Below are 18,682 nucleotides of genomic sequence, written 5' to 3'. Positions count from 1 at the left end.
CTATCTCAAAGTCGTTTTGGCGTCTTTGCGGGAGGAAACAGCGTCGATTCTCGCGTTTTGAATCGGCCAGGCTTCTGCCGGCGATTTGCTTCAAAAGGATGAGATAGCGCTATCTCGGAGGAGGATATTATGGGTAGGATGCCGGCCATAGTGGTGATGGGCGTTTCAGGCTGCGGCAAAAGCAGCGTCGGCCAAGCGATTTCGGATGCCGTTAACGGCACGATGATCGAAGGCGACTCCTTTCATCCGGAAGAAAATATCAAAAAGATGAGCGCGGGCCATCCGCTCACCGATGAGGATCGGGCTGGCTGGCTGGCGCGCCTTGCGACAATCTTACAGGACGCCGTCAGGAACGGCGAGCGGCCCGTGCTTGCCTGCTCGGCGCTGAAGAAAAGCTACCGCGACATTTTGCGTGGCAAGACGCCCGACCTCGGCTTCGTGTTTCTGGAAATGACGAGACAGGTGGCTGGCGAGCGCGTTAGCCACCGGCCGGGCCATTTCATGCCCGCTAGCCTCGTCGACAGCCAGTTTGCGACCCTCGAACCGCCTCATGGCGAGGCGAACGTGTATCCCGTCGACGCAAACTTGCCCATCGTGGACATCGCGCGGGGCGCGGTCGCGTGGTGGCAGCGGACACCAGTTGCTGACGGCGGCAGGCCGATGCAGCCGGCAAAGGCCCAATCCGGCGCGCTCAAAGCATAAACCAGACAGGCGTCTGTCCAAATCGGAACTTTTCGCGGAGGAATTTCAATGCTCGGACTGACTCGAGAGACCTATCTTCTGGTTGATGCTGGTGCGACCATCATCGGCCTTATCCTTCTCATCACGCGCTTCAAGATTCACCCATTTATTGCGCTGACCATCGCCGCGGGTTTCTTGGGGCTCACCTCCGGCATGGCGACGGACCTGGTGATGAAGTCCTTTCAGGACGGTTTCGGCGGGGTCCTTGGCTTTGTCGGCATCGTGCTCGGCCTTGGCACAATGCTCGGCAAACTCATGGCGGAATCGGGCGGCGCGGACCAGATCGCCCAGACATTGATCCGCACCTTCGGCAAGGAACGGGTGCATTGGGCGATGATGCTCGCAGCCTTCCTCGTTGGGCTACCGCTCTTCTTCGAAATCGGCTTCGTACTTCTCGTGCCGCTGGTCTACATCGTCGCGCGCCGGTCGGGCGTGTCGCTCGTCAAGGTCGGAATTCCGCTTCTCGCCGGTCTCTCGGTCGTCCATGGTTTGGTGCCGCCTCACCCTGGCCCGCTGCTGGCCATTAGCGTTTTCGGGGCGGATATCGGCAAGACGATCTTCTACGGCCTCATCGTCGGCTTGCCGACGGCTGTGATCGCCGGGCCAATCTACGGCTCATTCATCGCCAAGAGAATTCCGGGCGAAGCGTCGCCGGAATTGATGGAGCAATTCGTGCGCGATGACGTGGACACAGCCAGAATGCCAAGCTTCACCGTGACGCTTATCACGATCCTAATGCCGGTGTTCCTGATGCTTCTCAAGGCGCTCGCCGACATCGCCCTTGCCGAGCACAACGCCGTACGCGTCTGGATGGACCTGATTGGCCACCCGATTGCAGCCCTGCTTGTGGCGCTCCTCGTCAGTTTCTACACCTTCGGTTCCAATTGCGGCTTCTCGCGCGACAAGATCATCAAATTGCTGAACGACAGTCTTGCGCCGGTCGCTTCCATCGTGCTCATCGTCGGTGCTGGCGGCGGCTTCAAGCAGATGCTCGTTGCCAGTGACGTCGGCGACGTCATTGGCCATTTGGCCGTTCAGGCATCCGTGTCGCCGATCCTGCTCGCCTGGCTGGTGGCGGCCGTCATCCGCGTCGCCACGGGCTCGGCAACGGTTGCGACAATCACCGGCGCGGGGATTGTCATGCCGGTCATATCCCTCGTCCCCGGCGTCAACCGCGAGTTGCTTGTACTGGCAACCGGCGCTGGATCGGTGATCTTCTCCCACGTCAACGATGCTGGTTTCTGGTTGGTAAAGCAGTACTTTAACATGACGGTTGCCGAGACATTCAAGACCTGGAGTATTATGGAAACGATCATCTCCGTCGTCGGCCTCGGCTTCATCTTGCTGCTGTCACTTGTCGTTTAGGTCGGTATGACGGCGGCATCGTACTTAAGCGAGTTTGTAATTTGATGAGCGATGATGGGGCATGACAGATCGTGAGCCCATCTACCGCCGTCATCGATTTCCAGCCGAAATCATCGCCACGGGGAGTGGCTTTACTTCCGTTTTCCGCTGAGCCTGCGGATGGTCGAGGACATGCTGGCGGCCCGGAGATCGTTGTTTCGCATCGGACGATCCGACTGTGGGCGGAGAAATTCGGGCGCACCTTCGCTAACGAGATCCGCCAGCGCTCATCCGGGCGGCTCGGAGGAATGCGAACAAATGCCTGTCCATGCGGTCGCGCGGTCAGACGATACGCAAGACGCTGGTAGTCATGTAAGAAGCGAGCCGGATGACGAAGCATACGCGCCGATCTTACTCGGATCGGAATTGGCAGTCCGTATCGAGATCTAAAGCCAGTTCGTAAGCTGTGCTGCGGCCGCCGGCCTCGCCTTTCCGCAGGATGCCCTTAGCCAAGAGGTCTGCGATGTCACGTGAGGCCTTGTCCTGGGATGCATTCGTCAATTTCGCCCACTTGGTCGATGTAAGCTTCCCGTCGAAATTCCCTTCCAGCAACCGATGGGAGAACCTTGGCCATTCGGTCTTAGTCGTTGCTTTGACTGGAAAACTGGCTGACATAGGAGAGCGTCATATTGCTCCTTTTGCCTGTCTACCATCGAATTTACGAGCTAAAATATGATAATAATACTCTTGTTTTTAGCCTGACAAATGGGCTATATCGCGCCGACATTTTTCCGCCGCGGCTCGCTCGCCTATACTCGATCAGGATTTCCCGTGAAAATACTGAAATTACTTTTCGCTATTTCAAGCCTCTGCGCCGCTCTGAGCATCGCCACGACAGAAGTGTCCGCAGCCTCGACCAGCTATCCATTGACCATCGACAATTGCGGTGCCAAGGTCACCTTCCAGAAAGCGCCTGAGCGGGCAATTGGGCTTGGCCAGAACAGCGCCGAAATTCTTCTTCTGCTTGGCCTTCAGGACAAAATGGTCGGCACCGCCTTCTGGCCGAGCAAGATCCTGCCGCAGCTCGCCGAGGCCAATGCCAAAATCAAGCTCCTGACCTTGGAAATGCCGACCTTTGAGTCGATGCTCGCCGAAAATCCCGACTTCGTGGCGGTGGCCTTGCCGAGCCTGGTCGGACCGAACAGCAAGATCGCCAAGCGCGAGGATTTCGACAAGGTCGGTGTCGCCACCTATCTCTCGCCCAGCACCTGCCTCAGCACCAAGGACGTCAAGGACCAGTACGGCAGCCGTGGCGAGCTGTGGAACATGGATCTTCTCTACAAGGAGATCGCGGAACTCTCCGAGATTTTCGATGTCGCCGATCGCGGTCAGGCGTTGATCGCCGACTTCAAGGCGCGTGAGGCCAAGCTTCGCTCCAGCGTTTCCAAGGACGGCGTGAACCTGTCCTACGTCTTCTGGTTCTCCAGTCCCAGCCCGTCGGCCGATGCCTATGTCGGCGGCAAGAACAGCGCCTCCGGCTTCATTGCCGACCTGCTCGGCGGGCATAATGCGATAACAGCGGAAGCGGAATGGCCGACGATCGGCTGGGAAGGCATCATCGCCGCCAATCCTGATGTGATCGTCGTTGCCAGTCTTGACCGCAATCGTTGGGAACTCGACAAGCCGGAGGCCAAGATCAAGTTCCTGAACACCGACCCGGCTGTCAGCCAGACCCCGGCCGTCAAAAACAAGGCGATCGTCGTCATGGACGGCCAGGCGATGAACCCGACCGTCCGCACGATCTACGGCGCCGAGCAGGTGGCCGAGCAGTTGAAGGCTCTCGGTCTGCTGAAGTGACGAAAGTGGGCAGTGTCTTCCGGCAATTGGGAGCGGTCATAGCACTGCTGCTCGCCTCCCTCTGCCTGATCGCGATCGCCGTCGGCGTCAGCGTCGGGATCGGTGACCTGCCGATCCCGCTTGCGACCACATTTTCGGCCGTCACCAACCGGCTCGGATGGACCGCGGTCGAGCTGAACCGCATCCACGAGACTGTTATCTGGGATTATCGCTTGAGCCGCGCGCTCGTCGCCGCCTTCTGCGGCGCGGGCCTTGCGCTGTCGGGCGCGATCATGCAGTCGCTGCTGCGCAACCCGCTTGCCGAACCCTATGTGCTCGGCATCTCCGCCGGCGCCTCCACCGGCGCCGTCGCGATCGTCATCTTGGGCGTCGGCTCGGGCGCGGTATCGCTGTCGGCCGGCGCCTTCGCCGGCGCCTTCGCAGCCTTCTTCTTCGTCGCGCTGCTGTCGAACGGCACGCGCGGCGGCGCCGACCGCACCATCCTTGCCGGTGTGGCCGCATCGCAGCTCTTCAATGCCTCGACCTCCTATATCGTCACGACATCGGCCAATGCACAGCAGGCCCGCGACGTCATGTTCTGGCTGCTCGGCAGTTTCGGCGGCGTACGCTGGCCGGAATTCGCACTGGTCTCGATCGTCGTCGGGTTCGGCCTCGCCGCCTGTCTGTTCTATGCCCGCGTGCTGGACGCCTTCGCGTTTGGCGACGAGGCCGCCTCCTCGCTCGGCGTCGATGTCGGCCGCGCCCGCCTGGTGCTCTTCGCTCTGACCGCCATGATGACGGCGACGATAGTCAGCATGGTGGGGTCGATCGGCTTCGTCGGCCTCGTCGTGCCGCATGTCGCCCGCTTTGTCGTCGGGCCGCTCCATATCCGTCTGCTGCCTGCCTGCGCCGTCGGGGGCGCGATCTTCATGGTGCTCGCCGACATCGCCGCGCGCGCCCTCATTCCGAACCAGATCCTGCCGATCGGCGTCGTCACTGCGCTGGTCGGCGTTCCCTTCTTCTCCATCATCCTCTACCGGTTCCAGCGCACGTCATGAGCATCAAGGCCGACAACCTCACCTGGAAAATTGGCAGGAAGACCATTTTGGACGGCGTTTCGTTCGAGGCGCAGCCCGGCCGGATGCTCGGCCTGCTCGGACCGAACGGCTCGGGCAAGACCTCGCTGCTGCGGCTTCTCGCCGGCCTGAAGCGGCCGCATGCCGGCCGCGTCACGCTCGACCGCAGCGATATCGGCACGATCAGCCGCCGCTCGATCGCCCGGCGCATTGCCTTCGTCGAGCAGCATGCCACGACGAATGCCAATCTGAAGGTCGTCGATGTCGTCGAGCTCGGAAGGTTTCCGCACCGGTCGATGTTCTCGGGCTGGACAAGGGCTGATGAAGAAGCGGTCGAAAGTGCGCTCGCGCGTGCCGGCATGGCGGAGAAACGCGACGAGCGCTGGCAGAATCTATCGGGCGGCGAGAAACAGCGCACCCATATCGCAAGGGCGCTCGCTCAGTCGCCGCAGGAACTGATCCTCGACGAGCCGACGAACCATCTCGACATCCAGCACCAGATCGGCCTGATGCGACTCGTCTCCGGCCTGCCGATCACCAGCATCGTCGCCCTGCACGATCTCAACCATGCCGCCATGTTCTGTGACACGCTGATCGTCATGCAGCAGGGCAGGATCGTGGCCTCTGGCATACCGGAGGAAGTTCTGACGGAAAGCCTCCTGAAGAACATCTTCTCGGTGGAGGCCCGGATCGAAATTTCACAGCATCACTCTCGGCCGCATATCCACTATCTACGGTGACCCCTCGCGGTGGCAAGGTCGCGGCTCTCGTGATGCTGTGGTCGCCGCTCCAGATGGGGGCGCAGGACACCAGTACGAACCGTCTGCCTGATTTATCCGCCATTATCTGGCGATTGCACTGGAAGGTAGCTCATAGGAACGAGGCGAGTGTGCAGATCGGGACCATCTGATTAACCAGGATCATAGAAAATTCCGTTATCGGCATCGTAGAGGATAAAGTGGTCTCCTTCGACATGGACTACCGCTACTCCCTGAACATCGGCCCAGTTCTTTGTCTCTCGTAACCCGCCAGTATGCCAGCCCAACTCGGTTGGACGCCGCGCAGTTCGATTGGTCCGAACGCCCCAATCGATCATGTAGGCAGAATGGCGTCGAGCGCATCGAGTTCCTCGGCACGCAGCAGCACCGGATCGGCGGGGGAGGGGAGAGTTTTGGGCTTCGGCATAACGTTCCCGGGGCTATGATATGGCACGATTTTAGAGCCTCTGCGGCCTGAAATCCAACACTATCGATACTTGATACTTATCGATGGTGATAGGTGTAGATAAATGCTGTATGGCGGACGGAAGTTAGTGCCGATTTGGATTCAATATAGCTGAAGAAGATTGTTAATTCATATGGTTAACGAAGTGGAGCATAAGACGCGATCAGCGACGGGAGGGGTAACTGGGGCAAATTCGGGGGCAGTGCCTTGACGTTGAGCAATTGTGCCGCGCCCTATCTTCTATCATAATCTGCCACGGCGGGTAAGGCGATGCCGGGAGCACGTGGGGAAGGGGCCTTATGGTGAAGATCGATAAAGATGGTGATCGCGTTGAAGCGATTTCCTGATAGCCTCGCTCCCCTCACCATGCCGAAACTGCGTCGACTACTCCTCGCCCAGATTCCGTCTGATCTCGCCGATTGGTTGGACTTTGTGGCGTTGAGTGCGCTGGTGGCATTCCAATGGCAACTTGGACCCATAGGCGTAGCGAGCCTAACATTGGCACTCGCATTGCCGTATGTCGTTTTGGCCCCTGCCGTTGGCGTTCTGGTGGATAGGGCCGATCAGCGAACACTGCTGATTACTAGCAACGTTATACGCGCGATTTCGACGGCGGCGTTTGCTCTGGCGCCAAATCTGGTGGCGCTCCTTATATGCGTTGTCATTAAGTCCAGCGCTGACGCTTTGTTCACGCCCGCGAAGCAAGCTGCAATTCCGCTTCTTGCTCCCCCAGATCGATTGTTGTCAGCGAATAGTCTCAGTCACGTCATCAATCAACTGACTAAGATTGTGGGCCCAGCGCTGGGCGGGCTCTTGACCGTATTCCTTGAGCTGCAACAGATTTTCTTAGTAAACGCTGGCTTGTCACTCATGGCAGCGTTGGTCCTCCTTGGTTTGCCTAGTGAGTTGCGGCCGGAACGCGCGAGGGAGGATCGGGGAAGGTTTGGCCAAGAGTTTATCGATGGTCTCGTGCATATTCGCCGCAGGCCGGTCCTCGTTACCGCGATTGTCGCGATGGCGTTCGGCTATTTTCTTATATTCTTATATGATGGGCTCATAGCACTGTTAGTAAAAGAAGTCGGATTTTCCAGCGCCCTGCTTGGAGCATCCGTGGCATGCGCAGGCGCAGGTGGAGTGGTTGGTGCGTTGCTTCTTGGACAATTTTTTGGGCAACGAGATCCGTTTCAGGTGATGATCGCATCAGGACTTGTCGGAGGGCTGCTAATTGCATTCATGGGGCACGTCGGGCGCGGCGATGTCATGGTTTCGGCCACCGTCTTTTGTGTACTCCTCTTTGCCACAGGTTTGGCCAGCGCCGGCTTTTTCGTGCCTTATCGAGTGGTGTTGCAGAGGGAAACGCCACTGGAACTTTTGGGGCGAGTTGCGGCAGTGGGTGAAGGGCTCAGCGCCGCGGCGATGATGGCTGCTCCTCCGCTGGGGGCCGGAATTGCGGAGGTTGCTGGAATAGCTGCACCTTATCTGGTTAGCGGCTACGCTACCGCGTGCCTCGCGCTTTTATTGTTTTTTATTAGGCGGCGCGTGGACAGAAGGAATGATTTGGTCGTAGATGACTGACACGGTGAGAGCCTGCACGTGACCTGCGACAGTGACGTGCGAGATTTAGTCCGTTGTCGCAATGAGGCCGGCTAGCAGCGGAATCGTCCTGTCGCGAATACCGAGCCGGTCGCCAAGATAATGGTAGAAGGACAGGCCGAGCTTTTGGCACGTCTTCATGAGACCAAGCATTGTGTCACGGGCAACGCGGCCATCTCTGCTCATTGTGCCGCCGGAGATCTTTCGCTTGATGACGAAGCTGCGCAGGTCGTTCTCAGACGCATTGGTGTTGAGTGGGATTTCCGGTCGCTCGAGCACACGCAGCAGTTCGGCCTTGCGGCGGTGCAGTCGCACCAGCAAGGCGTCGAGAGCGTCATAGCCAGTGCGCAAGGTAAAGATCCTGTCGAACCGTCGTCGGAAGGCTGGAATTGCCTGCGGTGAAGGCTTCTGCTTCCAGGCCTTCAGCGCCTTGTAGAACCGCCAGACGAGATCGCGAACCAGCGTGACTGATCGAACCTCTCTCGCCTTTGCAGGCATCAATTTTTGCAGAAGACGCTCGCAATGGACCCAACATAGGGCATGATTGCCGACCCGGAACTGACCGGCGTCGTCAGAGACGATCACCATGTCGCCGACAAGGCCATGATAACGGATGCAGCCCCAGGTGCCGGCTTCGGCCAGCAAAGCAACCCCTTGCCTGTCGAGGATCTCGACACCTTGCTGGCCAGATACTCCAGATACGGTACCTGATTGCAGAAGCGCTGTGGCTCCAAGGTGCGTAATCCGATGGCAAGGCCGGGGTCAGCGCGGCGACCTTCTAGATAATCGAAGGCGGCATCGTTGAGGACGTAGTCCTGGTAGTTGCCGCGCAGCAAGGATAGGAAGTTCAGCCGCGATTTCGATTTCGTCGTGCGGAAGACGGTAAAGTGCTCGCCGCCGATCTGCGTGGTATAAAAATTAGAATGGGCATGGCGGGCACCAGTGTCGTCGACTGTAATGTAGGAGGACGATACCAAGCCCACATGCAGCACCGCCGCATCCTCGGCGACAAACTCGTCCAGCCCCTTGGTCAAAAGCCGCACGACCTGGCGCTTGGAAATGTCGATACCGATATCGTTCAGCAATGTCGTCAGCCGCCCGCTCGTCACCTGTCCAGCAGCATGCAGCATTAGGCACAACCGTCGCAGGTTCGTGCCGTAACTACCCATGACCCCGGCGGGCAGAGGCGCCAGCACGGTCTTGCCATCTGGTGTTACCCAGCACTCACGTTGGTAGCGCACGAGCTCGGCCCTGAGGACCAGATCGCGGACAACAAAGCTTCTGTACCCCTTGAAGCGCGAACCGGCTGGAACGTTGACGCGAAGGATCTCTTCCCGGCTCACCCGCTCCATGTCCAGCTTTGGGCCGCGTGGCTTCTTCTTGCCCACCTGCTTGTCGCCAGATTTGATATCGGTCGCCTTGTCCATGCCGGATGGGCGAAACGGCGGCCGCGGCGGCAGGCTCTTCAGTCTGGCGATCTCGTCGCGCAGCAATTGGTTCTCGGCCTTGAGGCGAGTGTTTTCCAGCCGAAGCACCGCATTTTCCTCGCGAAGCGCTGCGTTCTCGGCTTCCAGCTTTCCGAGGCGAAGTTCTGCCTGTTCAGCTCTTTCCAACAGGCCGGTCACCAAACCGCGCAGCGCCTTCAGCGACAGCGTATCGGCATGCTCGGGGGAAGGGAGCCGTCTCTTTGCCATATCGAGACGGAATCTGATTTGCTCCGCCCGTGGAATCCCTGGGCAAATAATCGGCTCGCTCAACGGGCGCTTGTGCACAGATTTTCAAGAAAACTGCCATAGCGGCCTTCGCCATCGAATCTGCCCCACTTACGACGGGAGGGTAAAAGGGCTGATTGGGAGGCAAGGCAACATCGATGTGCAACTCGGCCTCTGCCGAGTTTCTATCATAATCTGGAGGAGGACGCGAGGCGTCGCTTGGATCGAGCATCGTGACGGGACGGTAGCTGTCGACGTTGTCGGTAAGATGCGGAGCTCATGCTTTAGCGGCGACAAGGCCCGCCAGCGGTGGGACGACATGGCCGTCGATGCCGAGCCGATCGCCGATATACTGGTAGAAGGAGAGACCGAGCTTCTTGCAGGTCTTCATCAGGCCGAGCATGGTATCGCACGCAATGCGGCCGTCACTAGAAATCGTTCCGCCGGAGATTTTTCGCTTGGTGACGAAGGTCCGCAGGTCTTTCTCCGATGGTTTGGTATGCAACGGGATGTCGGGATATTCCAGCACCTCAAGCAATTCGTCTTTTCGGCGGTGCAGCCGCGCCAGAAGCGCGTCAAGCCATCATAGCCGGTGCGCATGTAAAGATCTTGTCGAACCGTCGTCGGAACGGCGCTCCGCAATGACAGAACCCAAGATAAAGTTGTGAATGATTTATTTGTCGCTCGCGCAGTATTGCTTTTCCACAGCCGACGAGGCGAAGGTCGCGTTAAGGTGACACAAGGCCTGGGGCGAGGTTGTAACGGCAGTAGATCGTTTAGCGATTCACAACCTTAACCGACTTGGAGGCAATCCACCGACACTCTTTAACTGAGAAGTCACTAGTTCCCCTAGAGCGCTGGGATGATTTTCAAGCCTTTCAGTAACTGGTTCCCGCAGGCCACCGCCAAGCCTTCTTCTTCGCGCGATTCTGATATCGGTTCCGATGTTCCGATCCGTACAGCATCGCAGGATCTCTTGCGTCGGAGCACGTTCGCCAAACGGATCGCCGACGTACTCAGTCAGCTCAATCTCGACGAGGGCAGGGTATTTGCCATTCGCGGAGCATGGGGAACAGGCAAATCTTCTTTGAAAAACCTTGTCATCGAGCAGCTGGCTGCGCGAGAGTCTGGTGCTCGCTGGATGGATTTCAATCCATGGCAATGGGGCGACGGAGACGCTATATCGAAGGCTCTCTTTCAGCAAATAGCCGACGAACTTGGCGGGCCGCTGTCGACGGAGGCTGGAAAGCGTGCCTCGATCTTCCGAAGGTACGGCGCGATTCTCACGGGCTCAGGGCCTTCGATTAAGAAAATGGGGGCCGACCAAACTTCAATATCGCTTCTCCTCGCGAATGCTTCGGTAATTGCAATCGCAGCGTCGCTCGGTTTGGAGCTACCCTCCGCTGCTAAGATTGCTGGTGTCTTGGCAATTGCTAGCATCGTTGTTCCGATCATCGGACACATCATTGCCTACTTCGGCAAAGACAGATGGTCTGAGTCACTAGATAAAATTCGCACTGCGCTCGAAAATAGCTTGCGAAATTTGAAGCGACCGCTGGTAGTTTTCGTCGATGATATCGACCGCTTGGAACCGGACCAAATCCGGGTTTTGATTCGTCAAATTAAGGTAAACGCCAATCTCCCCAATATTGTCTTTGTGCTCCTCTTTCAGCCCAGTATCGTTGAAAGCGCATTGGACCCAATCGCAAATAGCCAGGGACGAGACTTCCTGAAGAAGATTGTTCAAGCCAACTTTGACCTTCCCGCACTATCGAAATCGTCTGTTCACGAGATACTCACTGCCGAGCTCAGCCGGATTGCGTCCCCGCATGCGACATCAAAGAACGGCTTTGAGCAGGTTAGATGGGGCAACACCCTTCTCGGAACGATCCTGCCCTTCGTTGAAAACCTGCGGGATGCCCGGCGGTTCTTGTCATCAGTGGCAATTCACTTGCCGCTGCATGTCGGGAAGAATGAGCTTGAGGTCAATATCATTGACTTCCTGGTGTTGAATGCAGTTCAGGTTTTCGAACCTGATTTGTACGCGGCTCTCTCCCAACAGCAGGAATTGCTATTTCAGTCCGGCCGCTTCCGGGGCGATCGGGAAGACGATGCCCATCGAACTCAGCTTACCGCGTTGGTCAACAAAGCAAGTGAAGCCAATCGATCGACGGTCGAAGCCGCGTTCAAGCTTCTCTTCCCCAAAACAGAATGGGCGTTCGGCGGAAGGCGTCTTTGTGACACTTGGCACAAGAGCTGGTCAGACGCCAAGCGTGTCTGTAGCGAAAGATTTTTCGCGCGGTACTTTGAACTGCAGCTCGGGACTGACGAGATATCGGAAAATGAGTTCGTGGATTTTCTGGCCGCGTCGACAGATGCTGGACTATTGCAAGACGCGCTCGAGAGTGTCGAACAACGTGGACTCTCGGCCTCTCTTGCAGGTCGGTTGGATGATGGAGTTGAGCAGCTGCCCGTTGAGAACGCAAGCGTCCTGCTTCCGGCGATGTTTGCGTTTGCTCAGAAATTCGTCGCCGAACGTGGAGATCCGTTCAGTTCGCCGTGGGTGAAAGCATGGCGCGCTATAAGTTGGTACATTGATAGGATTCCCCGGGAAATACGAGGGTCTGAAACTCTCAACGCACTGCAAGTAACTGGTGCCTTGTCAGTCGCGGCGGTAATAATTCACCTCAACGATCCCGAAGATCAGGAAGAAGGCTCTCAGTCCGATCCGAAACTAGATCAGAACATGGTTAGGCTGTTGAAGGAGGAATGGCTCCGCCAAATTGTCAACCAGTCGGCCGATGTAGAAACCTTCTTACTTGAGCCTGATCTAGTGTCTCTCCTTTATCGCTGGCGCGACTATACTGGCGGCATGGATGCTCCGAGATCTTGGGTTGAGATCGCAATCGAAACTGACGAAGGCTTCGCACAGCTGCTCGCGCGGTTAATGTCGATTGGAATAACTCATTCTGCGGGGGACTTGGTCTCGTCGCAAGTCGAGCAGTTTGATCACAATACACTCGATCAATTTATCGGGTTAGACGAGGTGAAACGGAGGTTGCCTCTCGTCACTCGCGAGCGACTGACGACCGAGCAGCGGCATGCGTTACAGGTGTTGACGAGTTCGCTCGAGCCTGGTGAGCGACGGAGGGGCCGGACACCTTAAAATGCGTCCAAAGCAAAATTATCCATGAGAAACGGAAGCGACGGCGGAAGAGGTTTTCAGGTGGCCGAAACTCCGGTGCGTCTTCAAAGGTGCCCGCATTTACGCGGCCATCTGATATCAGTAAGCGCGCAGAAATTGCACGAAAGTGCCTTGGAACCCCTGTCTATTTCTTAACTGAGGTTTTCTTCTGTCGTTTCTGACAATTGACTTGCCACAAGGTCGAACGCGGCATTTGGGAGGTCGAAGCCGTACACGTCGTCGAAATGCGCGAATGTTTTGCTCAGATACTTTGACGCTAGGTGGAGCCAGTTGGGATCGATCGGCGTTGCCGCTATCGCGGCGCTGCGATGCCAGCGATGGGCGGGATTCTGACAGTGGACCGTATTGAACACGCTCACATGTGCCCAGTTAGAATGCACGGCGCTACTGAACGGCTGATAGACATAATTGTAGAAATCGAGAAAGCCTGCCTCCTCAGCCATCCTTCGTGTATTAAGGCCGGACCAGCTTCCGAGATTGACCTCGACAAGGGCCTCGATGCGCTGCGCTGAGAGCCAGTCGCTCCACATCTCGATCATCTCACGGAGCTGGCCGGCTTCGTTGGCGTCGGTTGCGGCCTCTAGGGCCCGCTTCTGATGAGCAATCTGCAACTTGATGGCGCCTTGCCCATCTTCGACATAAAGCCTAGCGCGTGGACTAGGATCTTTCAATATCCAAGCAAGATTGATGAAGACGTCAGCGATGGCGCGCAGCAGAATGGGCGCCACGTGCGGGGTCCATGTGCCGGGAGACGATGCCATTTCCATCGTCAGAGTCGCTTGCCGGCAAAGAAGTGCGGTAACCACCTCGAAGACTTCGATTTCGATCAAATCGAGCGGCCAGGCTGCCAGTCTGGCACGCAGATCGGCTCGTACGGCATTGCGAAAGTCGAAGATGAACAGCTCAAAGGGATCCTCGCTATCGGTCGTTTCGTCTTCGAGCGTGTCTGTAATGAGGCACGGTCCGAAGCCAGAAATATGGTCCCAAAATGCCGCAATCCAAGGTGCATCACTTTCAAAACCGGCGTCGTCAGCGTTTGCGCTCATGAAGAGCATCGGGGCCGCCGCTCGAAAAGCGCCGGCTGCTTGACGAGACTCTTCGGTTTCCGGATAGTCTTCAATAACGTTGAATCTCACGATGAGGTCATCGATGAGATGCGAAGAGATATGGATCTTTTCCTGGTCGAGCCCGAGACCGTAGCCGAGCGCCGTCGACCGCACGGCAGCGCGGCTGTTGCGATCGTAGAACTCGCCAAGCAGTTCAGGAAAACGAGCATTCTGTTCGGGGCTAGCGTCTGCCTTTCCCAGGAACGCCAAAGGGTGATCTGGTATTATGGCGGCGAGCGGAGCCAACGACTGGCGGATCGCCATGAGGCTCGCCTGATCGAGTGCAGATCTCGTCGCTTCCTTCTGATAATCCGAAAGCTCTGCGAACGTGCTGAACTTCACGAACGGTGGGCATTCAGACCCATTCATGGCGGCAATTGCGGCCTTGCCGAGAGCGCAGGCGTGTTCCCAAGCGCTCTTGTAACCACAACTGTCGATCAATAAACCAATCCAGATCGCCTCGGGTACGAGCTGGCGAGTCCATGAGTATTGGGAAAATTTGCCACCGAGTTTGTGTAAAAACGACGGAACGAGCTTACGTTTGACCGCCACATGGTCGTGCAGGACTGGCTTCCGTGTCTCGTTGGCCAAAGCAGCTCCCCTTCGCTCCTCAGTTTCGAAACGAATGCAACTTATACATGGCGCCGATCGCTACTGCAGCTAGAAAATTACCGCGGCAAGTCTAGGATGCGTTTTGCAGAACAACGAATCTATCGTAGCTAGGTGTAGGACGTTATGGATGAGCAAAGGCTAACCGAGGCCACCCTTTCCTTGTTGCGGGATATGGAAAATACAGCAGCGCGAATGCGAGCGCTGATCGTTGCCATGTCCCCGCATGATCTGCTCGGCTACATCTATGCTCAATACATGATGAAAGCGATTGCCGTCCAAGACGATGTTGGGCAGCAGCCTGATCTCAACGGCTCCGATGACTTGATCAACGAAAACCAGTTCCTCCTGGAGTATGTGCACGCCGTTCTCGCCGCAGATCCGGAACCCGCAAATGCGACTTTCGACGAACACTTGGCCGCCGAACTCTTTGAGCTCAGCAGTAAGCTACGGGGACAAGCCATGGTATTTGCCATCGCCTCATCCGCGGATATCAAGGATGGTGTCTTTGGTCCAAATACTGCCGAGATTGAATTCCGTGCAAAATCCGCTTGGGTCACGTTGCGCGGGAACCGCTACCAAGTCTTGGAAGGTGAGTTTTATCGCTATGTTCTGGAACCGCACAACGATGTCCTAAAAGAGGTTTACGGCGTTAGCGCTGCCGGAATCGCCGAGGGCTTCCAGGCTATGGCGAACGCGACGCGTTCTGGGCATTCGGATGCAATCCTAGAAGTGATGAAGCAGTTTGACGCAGTGGAGGCCCTCGCGGAGGCGCAGAGCGCGTCCTTTGAGGACGTCATGGAGGAGTGGGTTGCGGCCAATGCAGAGGAATCGAAAGCCGCTGGGCGGGCGATGGACGATATGCTGCGTGGCGGCATCGCCAATGTGAGCCGTCATACCGACTTGCCGCCAGCCTTGTTGGAGGATTTGGCATACCGGCGCGGTGAGGAAAGCGAATTCTTCGCTCCGGGTGACTTCTCGGGAACGCCCTACCGAACGCTTCCCGCCCGGAAGAAGCCTCTGATCCAGCTTGGATCGGACTATTACGCAATTGACCCCTGCTTTGCCCGCGACTCAGGTTATCGCGTACTTCTCTATAACCTTCTTCGACGGAGGCCAGACTATAAGAGAATATTCGAGGGTCGGCAAAAGGCAATGAGCGAAGCTGCTTTCGCCGACATCCTATCGGCCCAGCTCCCTGACGCCATCATTTTCCAAGAGGTCTATTACAAGGACCCCGTCAGCAAGCAGTGGTCGGAGAACGACACTCTTATCCTGATTGACGATGTGCTCTTCCTGGTCGAGGCCAAGGCAGGAACGGCCGCAACCATTGCATCGCCGGCGCTCAATTTCGAGCGTCACGCCCAAGCTGTCCAGGACCTGGTTATCAAGGCGTACAAGCAGTGTGAGCGCTTCTTTAGCTATTTGGATTCTGCTGCCGAAGTGCCGCTCTACAATCGTGTCGATGGAAAATATCTAGAGTGCGGTCGAGTTCGTCGCTCGGACTATCGCGTGATGGTGCCGATTGGGCTCACGGTCGAGTCATTTTCACCTTACTCGGCCTATTGCAAGGAATTGCCGCAGATTGAGCCGCTCCTGGGTAAGCATGCTTTCGTTTCACTGTCCATTGACGATCTGCTTGTCCTCAAACGGCTCCTGCCGACACCCGGCTCATTTGCGCATTACATGGAAGTGAGGCAAGCCGTGGCTGGGACGCGCCGGGCTCACCTCTTCGATGAATTCGATCATCTTGGCGCCTACCTGAAAAAGAACCGCTTTGATTTAACCATTGCCGATCAACTGAAGCGCGGAAAGGTCAACTTGGTTCTCTGGGACGGTATGAGCGAGATCGTTGACAGGAGCTTCGAAGGTGAAAACTGGGAAGTTGGCCCGTTTCCGACACAGAATTTCCCAGAAGAAGTGCGGGCCCTACTACAAGCGCTTGATGCCACCCGAGCACCCGGATGGCTTTCAGTCGATAGCCTCATTCGCGATTTCGACGACGAAGGTCGAAGAAATTTGGCCAAGATGCTATCGGATCTTCGCCAAACCCTAGGCCGTCACCCGGCTCGCTATTTTTTGCTGGCTGGGGACACCGCACCACTTTTCGTTTGGCTAAACAACTCAGATCATCAAATTGACTGGGAGAAGGCGAACAAAAAGGCGAGTGCCGCCGCCTTGTCTATCAAAGCATCCAACATGGTCTGCGTTGCGATGGAGGTCGGTGTCAATGGAATCTACCGCAGCGCTCGATCTTTTGTTGTCCGGGTGCCGACCAAACGTACCATGGAAAATATCCAGATTTACGAAGATGCTGCTCGAATGGCACAGCCCGCACGTACAGTGATGTTCAATCAGCCCAAAAATGGCGCCCGCCCAGTTAAGGGCAACAAGTCAGGGCGGAATGATCCCTGTCCGTGCGGTAGTGGTATGAAATACAAGAAATGCCACGGCACCTAGCAAGGATTGGTGACGGCGGATAGGCATCGATCCGGCAACTGCGCCCTCCGCTTACATGTTCAAACGGCCGGAGCCGAGTTGCTGATCCTCTTCCACCCGCGAAAGAGCGAGGTAGCTTCGATGCTGGCAGACGAAATCTCGGCTCGGATCTCTCTGGAAGCCCTAAATACCCTGTCCTCGATTATCAGACCTGGATGCGCTTTGAGAAAAGCATAGTATGACGCTAAACCTTTGCAATCCGGGATGGCCACAAGGGTTGCAAGAAGCCTGGAGGGGAGTTCAAGTCCTAGACGGATGTCCGAGCCGTTCTGATCAAGAAATGAGTCGATCGCATCTTGCGTCGGGCGCTTGCCCTTTCCGACATGTGGCCTTTTCGGTGTTCTGCGGGAAGAAATCGGAACGATGTCCTGCAAGTGAGGCGACCAGAAGCTCTGCGTCATCAGGATCGGCACCCTCTGAAAGCATCGCTCTGAGCATATCCAGTTCAAATGGTCGAGGTTTGACGGATCCTGAGGACTGGCCGAGGGCGTTCGCACGCGTTTCATTAACACAAACTACGACTATTTGCTGACGAGCCAGAAGATGGGCGAGAGAAGGTCATCTTTTACATCGGGCCCGGTCCTGATTAGCAAAAGCATAAAGTGATCGAAGAGGTCTTTCCCTCTATGTCCACCGAAGACGCTCCACGCCTAATTTCTTATGACGGCGGCTTTGATGAATTTGCGGGCGAGTGCCTCACTCTATGCGATCCGCTTTTCAATTCAGGCACTACATCGCCGCGTTATAGCAAATGCGCCGGGCAGTCAAAGCTCCCTTGCACTTGCACAAGCCAAACGAGCCTCTTCGTCACACCGGATTCGACGGCACGTCTAGCCCCACCGAGGGGCGCTGCATTAGCCACTCGATGAAGGCGTCCATGTCGTCTGCACGCAGAGGCTCCTGACAGTAGGACTCCAATTCCAACGCCGCGCGACGGATCACTGTGATGACGAAGCCCTCCATTCCATCGCGACTGCGGCCAAGTCGGGTGTTCAGGGTTGACCAGGTACCGTGAAGAATACGAGATCGGTCGCGGACTAGATTGGCGGCAAACTGCTTCGTCGTTAGCGTCGAGCCTAGCGAGATGGGGTCGCCTGGCTGCAGCTTGAAGAAACATTGCAGGATTTCGAGCAGCCGGCGATTGCTTCCTGCCCCGTTCTCCGATCCGAGCAAAACCTCCAAGGCAGTTTCTAGCTTCGCAATCGCGATATTGTCGATGGGTTCGGAGAGTGCTTCGTGCAGCCAGTAAGCGCCATCGCACCACGCGCGCTCCAATTTGGGCAGCCGATAGACGCCCGTACTGAAAGATTGGACCACGTTGCCAACCGCATTCACGAGGGGTCGAGTCTGTCGAAGGATATCGGCGAGTGTACCAGGGCCAATGGCTAGTCCGGGCTCTTTCTTTGTCCAGCTTGCTCTGAAAAATCCCTCAGCTTCGGAAATGAGGCGCTTCTCGGTCGTTCCTCTGCGAGAATCGAGCCGACTCATGCTGCGTGTATCAAAGGAGGGCGCGGCAAGTTGCAACGCGACAATTGCAAGATCTACGCTGAGCTCTCCCACTTCCTCCGCTCTCTGTGGCTCGCACCCTTCCACTTGGACTCGAGCAAGCCAATAGGCGTGAGTGTCGCGCATCAACTGGAGCGTAAGCGGTCAGCCGACCACGCCTGTCTTGAAGTTCCAAGGCATCAGAGCGTCGATGTCGTGAGCGGGCCATCCATTGGCCATACGCAGTAACGT

At 56.9% G+C, this 18,682-nt stretch carries 13 protein-coding genes and 1 pseudogene; 9 read left to right on the top strand and 5 right to left on the bottom strand.

Features of this window, described 5'->3' with window-relative positions; all coding sequences use genetic code 11:
• The first annotated feature begins 138 nt into the window (after window positions 1-138).
• From FHT29_RS27230 to FHT29_RS27200, 7 genes and pseudogenes are all read left to right on the top strand, one after another.
• The gene (locus tag FHT29_RS27230) at window positions 139-702 is read left to right on the top strand and encodes a gluconokinase (protein WP_246703146.1); all 564 of its coding nucleotides are present in this window, start codon (window positions 139-141) and stop codon (window positions 700-702) included.
• A gap of 48 nt (window positions 703-750) precedes the next feature.
• A complete protein-coding gene (locus tag FHT29_RS27225) occupies window positions 751-2,106 on the top strand; it encodes a GntP family permease (protein WP_168600547.1) in 1,356 nt (451 codons plus the stop codon).
• Window positions 2,107-2,167: 61 nt separating this feature from the next.
• Window positions 2,168-2,375 (top strand): annotated as a pseudogene (locus FHT29_RS34720) (IS6 family transposase); the annotation flags it as partial.
• A gap of 541 nt (window positions 2,376-2,916) precedes the next feature.
• Window positions 2,917-3,942: an ABC transporter substrate-binding protein gene (locus tag FHT29_RS27215; protein WP_037200935.1), complete on the top strand. Its 1,026-nt coding sequence runs from the start codon at window positions 2,917-2,919 to the stop codon at window positions 3,940-3,942.
• Entirely contained in the window at window positions 3,939-4,979 is a 1,041-nt protein-coding gene (locus tag FHT29_RS27210; RefSeq protein ID WP_168600546.1) for an iron ABC transporter permease, read from the top strand. Before FHT29_RS27215 ends, FHT29_RS27210 begins: the two co-directional genes overlap by 4 nt.
• On the top strand, window positions 4,976-5,737 hold the full coding sequence (locus FHT29_RS27205; RefSeq protein WP_168600545.1) for an ABC transporter ATP-binding protein: 762 nt from the start codon (window positions 4,976-4,978) through the stop codon (window positions 5,735-5,737). The genes FHT29_RS27210 and FHT29_RS27205 overlap by 4 nt, the downstream gene beginning before the upstream one ends.
• Window positions 5,738-6,539: 802 nt before the next feature.
• The gene (locus tag FHT29_RS27200) at window positions 6,540-7,796 is read left to right on the top strand and encodes an MFS transporter (protein WP_168600544.1); all 1,257 of its coding nucleotides are present in this window, start codon (window positions 6,540-6,542) and stop codon (window positions 7,794-7,796) included.
• 45 nt (window positions 7,797-7,841) lie between these two features.
• Here FHT29_RS27200 and FHT29_RS34715 read toward each other — a convergent pair whose 3' ends face one another.
• From FHT29_RS34715 to FHT29_RS27190, 3 genes are all read right to left on the bottom strand, one after another.
• Window positions 7,842-8,459, bottom strand: a complete 618-nt coding sequence (locus FHT29_RS34715; protein WP_246703145.1) for a transposase — start codon at window positions 8,457-8,459, stop codon at window positions 7,842-7,844.
• Window positions 8,396-9,508, bottom strand: coding sequence for a cell division protein ZapB (locus FHT29_RS27195; RefSeq protein ID WP_246703144.1), 1,113 nt, complete (start codon window positions 9,506-9,508; stop codon window positions 8,396-8,398). Before FHT29_RS27195 ends, FHT29_RS34715 begins: the two co-directional genes overlap by 64 nt.
• A 295-nt stretch (window positions 9,509-9,803) precedes the next feature.
• Window positions 9,804-10,055 carry a hypothetical protein gene (locus FHT29_RS27190; RefSeq protein WP_348644901.1) on the bottom strand — a complete coding sequence of 84 codons (252 nt, stop codon included), beginning with the start codon at window positions 10,053-10,055 and terminating at the stop codon, window positions 9,804-9,806.
• Between the two features lie 333 nt (window positions 10,056-10,388).
• Here FHT29_RS27190 and FHT29_RS27185 point away from each other — a divergent pair, with 333 nt between their 5' ends.
• Window positions 10,389-12,692 carry a P-loop NTPase fold protein gene (locus tag FHT29_RS27185; RefSeq protein WP_168600543.1) on the top strand — a complete coding sequence of 768 codons (2,304 nt, stop codon included), beginning with the start codon at window positions 10,389-10,391 and terminating at the stop codon, window positions 12,690-12,692.
• Window positions 12,693-12,862: 170 nt separating this feature from the next.
• Here FHT29_RS27185 and FHT29_RS27180 read toward each other — a convergent pair whose 3' ends face one another.
• Window positions 12,863-14,428 carry a DUF5677 domain-containing protein gene (locus FHT29_RS27180; protein WP_168600542.1) on the bottom strand — a complete coding sequence of 522 codons (1,566 nt, stop codon included), beginning with the start codon at window positions 14,426-14,428 and terminating at the stop codon, window positions 12,863-12,865.
• 144 nt (window positions 14,429-14,572) lie between these two features.
• Here FHT29_RS27180 and FHT29_RS27175 point away from each other — a divergent pair, with 144 nt between their 5' ends.
• Window positions 14,573-16,906: an SEC-C metal-binding domain-containing protein gene (locus FHT29_RS27175; RefSeq protein WP_168600541.1), complete on the top strand. Its 2,334-nt coding sequence runs from the start codon at window positions 14,573-14,575 to the stop codon at window positions 16,904-16,906.
• An 846-nt stretch (window positions 16,907-17,752) separates the two neighbouring features.
• Here the strand turns inward: FHT29_RS27175 and FHT29_RS27170 are convergent.
• The gene (locus FHT29_RS27170) at window positions 17,753-18,505 is read right to left on the bottom strand and encodes a hypothetical protein (protein ID WP_168600540.1); all 753 of its coding nucleotides are present in this window, start codon (window positions 18,503-18,505) and stop codon (window positions 17,753-17,755) included.
• Between the last annotated feature and the right edge of the window lie 177 nt (window positions 18,506-18,682).

The organism is Rhizobium sp. SG741, from assembly GCF_012275435.1.
In the GTDB taxonomy this organism is placed as follows: domain Bacteria; phylum Pseudomonadota; class Alphaproteobacteria; order Rhizobiales; family Rhizobiaceae; genus Rhizobium; species Rhizobium lusitanum.
This window is presented reverse-complemented; position numbering and strand designations above follow the sequence as displayed.

Excerpts from the sequence above, each read along its gene's own strand:
- FHT29_RS27230 (WP_246703146.1), top strand. The coding sequence starts at position 139 with ATGCCGGCCATAGTGGTGATGGGCGTTTCAGGCTGCGGCAAAAGCAGC.
- FHT29_RS27225 (WP_168600547.1), top strand. The coding sequence starts at position 751 with ATGCTCGGACTGACTCGAGAGACCTATCTTCTGGTTGATGCTGGTGCG.
- FHT29_RS27205 (WP_168600545.1), top strand. The coding sequence starts at position 4,976 with ATGAGCATCAAGGCCGACAACCTCACCTGGAAAATTGGCAGGAAGACC.
- FHT29_RS27200 (WP_168600544.1), top strand. The coding sequence starts at position 6,540 with ATGGTGATCGCGTTGAAGCGATTTCCTGATAGCCTCGCTCCCCTCACC.
- FHT29_RS27195 (WP_246703144.1), bottom strand. The coding sequence starts at position 9,508 with ATGGCAAAGAGACGGCTCCCTTCCCCCGAGCATGCCGATACGCTGTCG.
- FHT29_RS27185 (WP_168600543.1), top strand. The coding sequence starts at position 10,389 with ATGATTTTCAAGCCTTTCAGTAACTGGTTCCCGCAGGCCACCGCCAAG.
- FHT29_RS27175 (WP_168600541.1), top strand. The coding sequence starts at position 14,573 with ATGGATGAGCAAAGGCTAACCGAGGCCACCCTTTCCTTGTTGCGGGAT.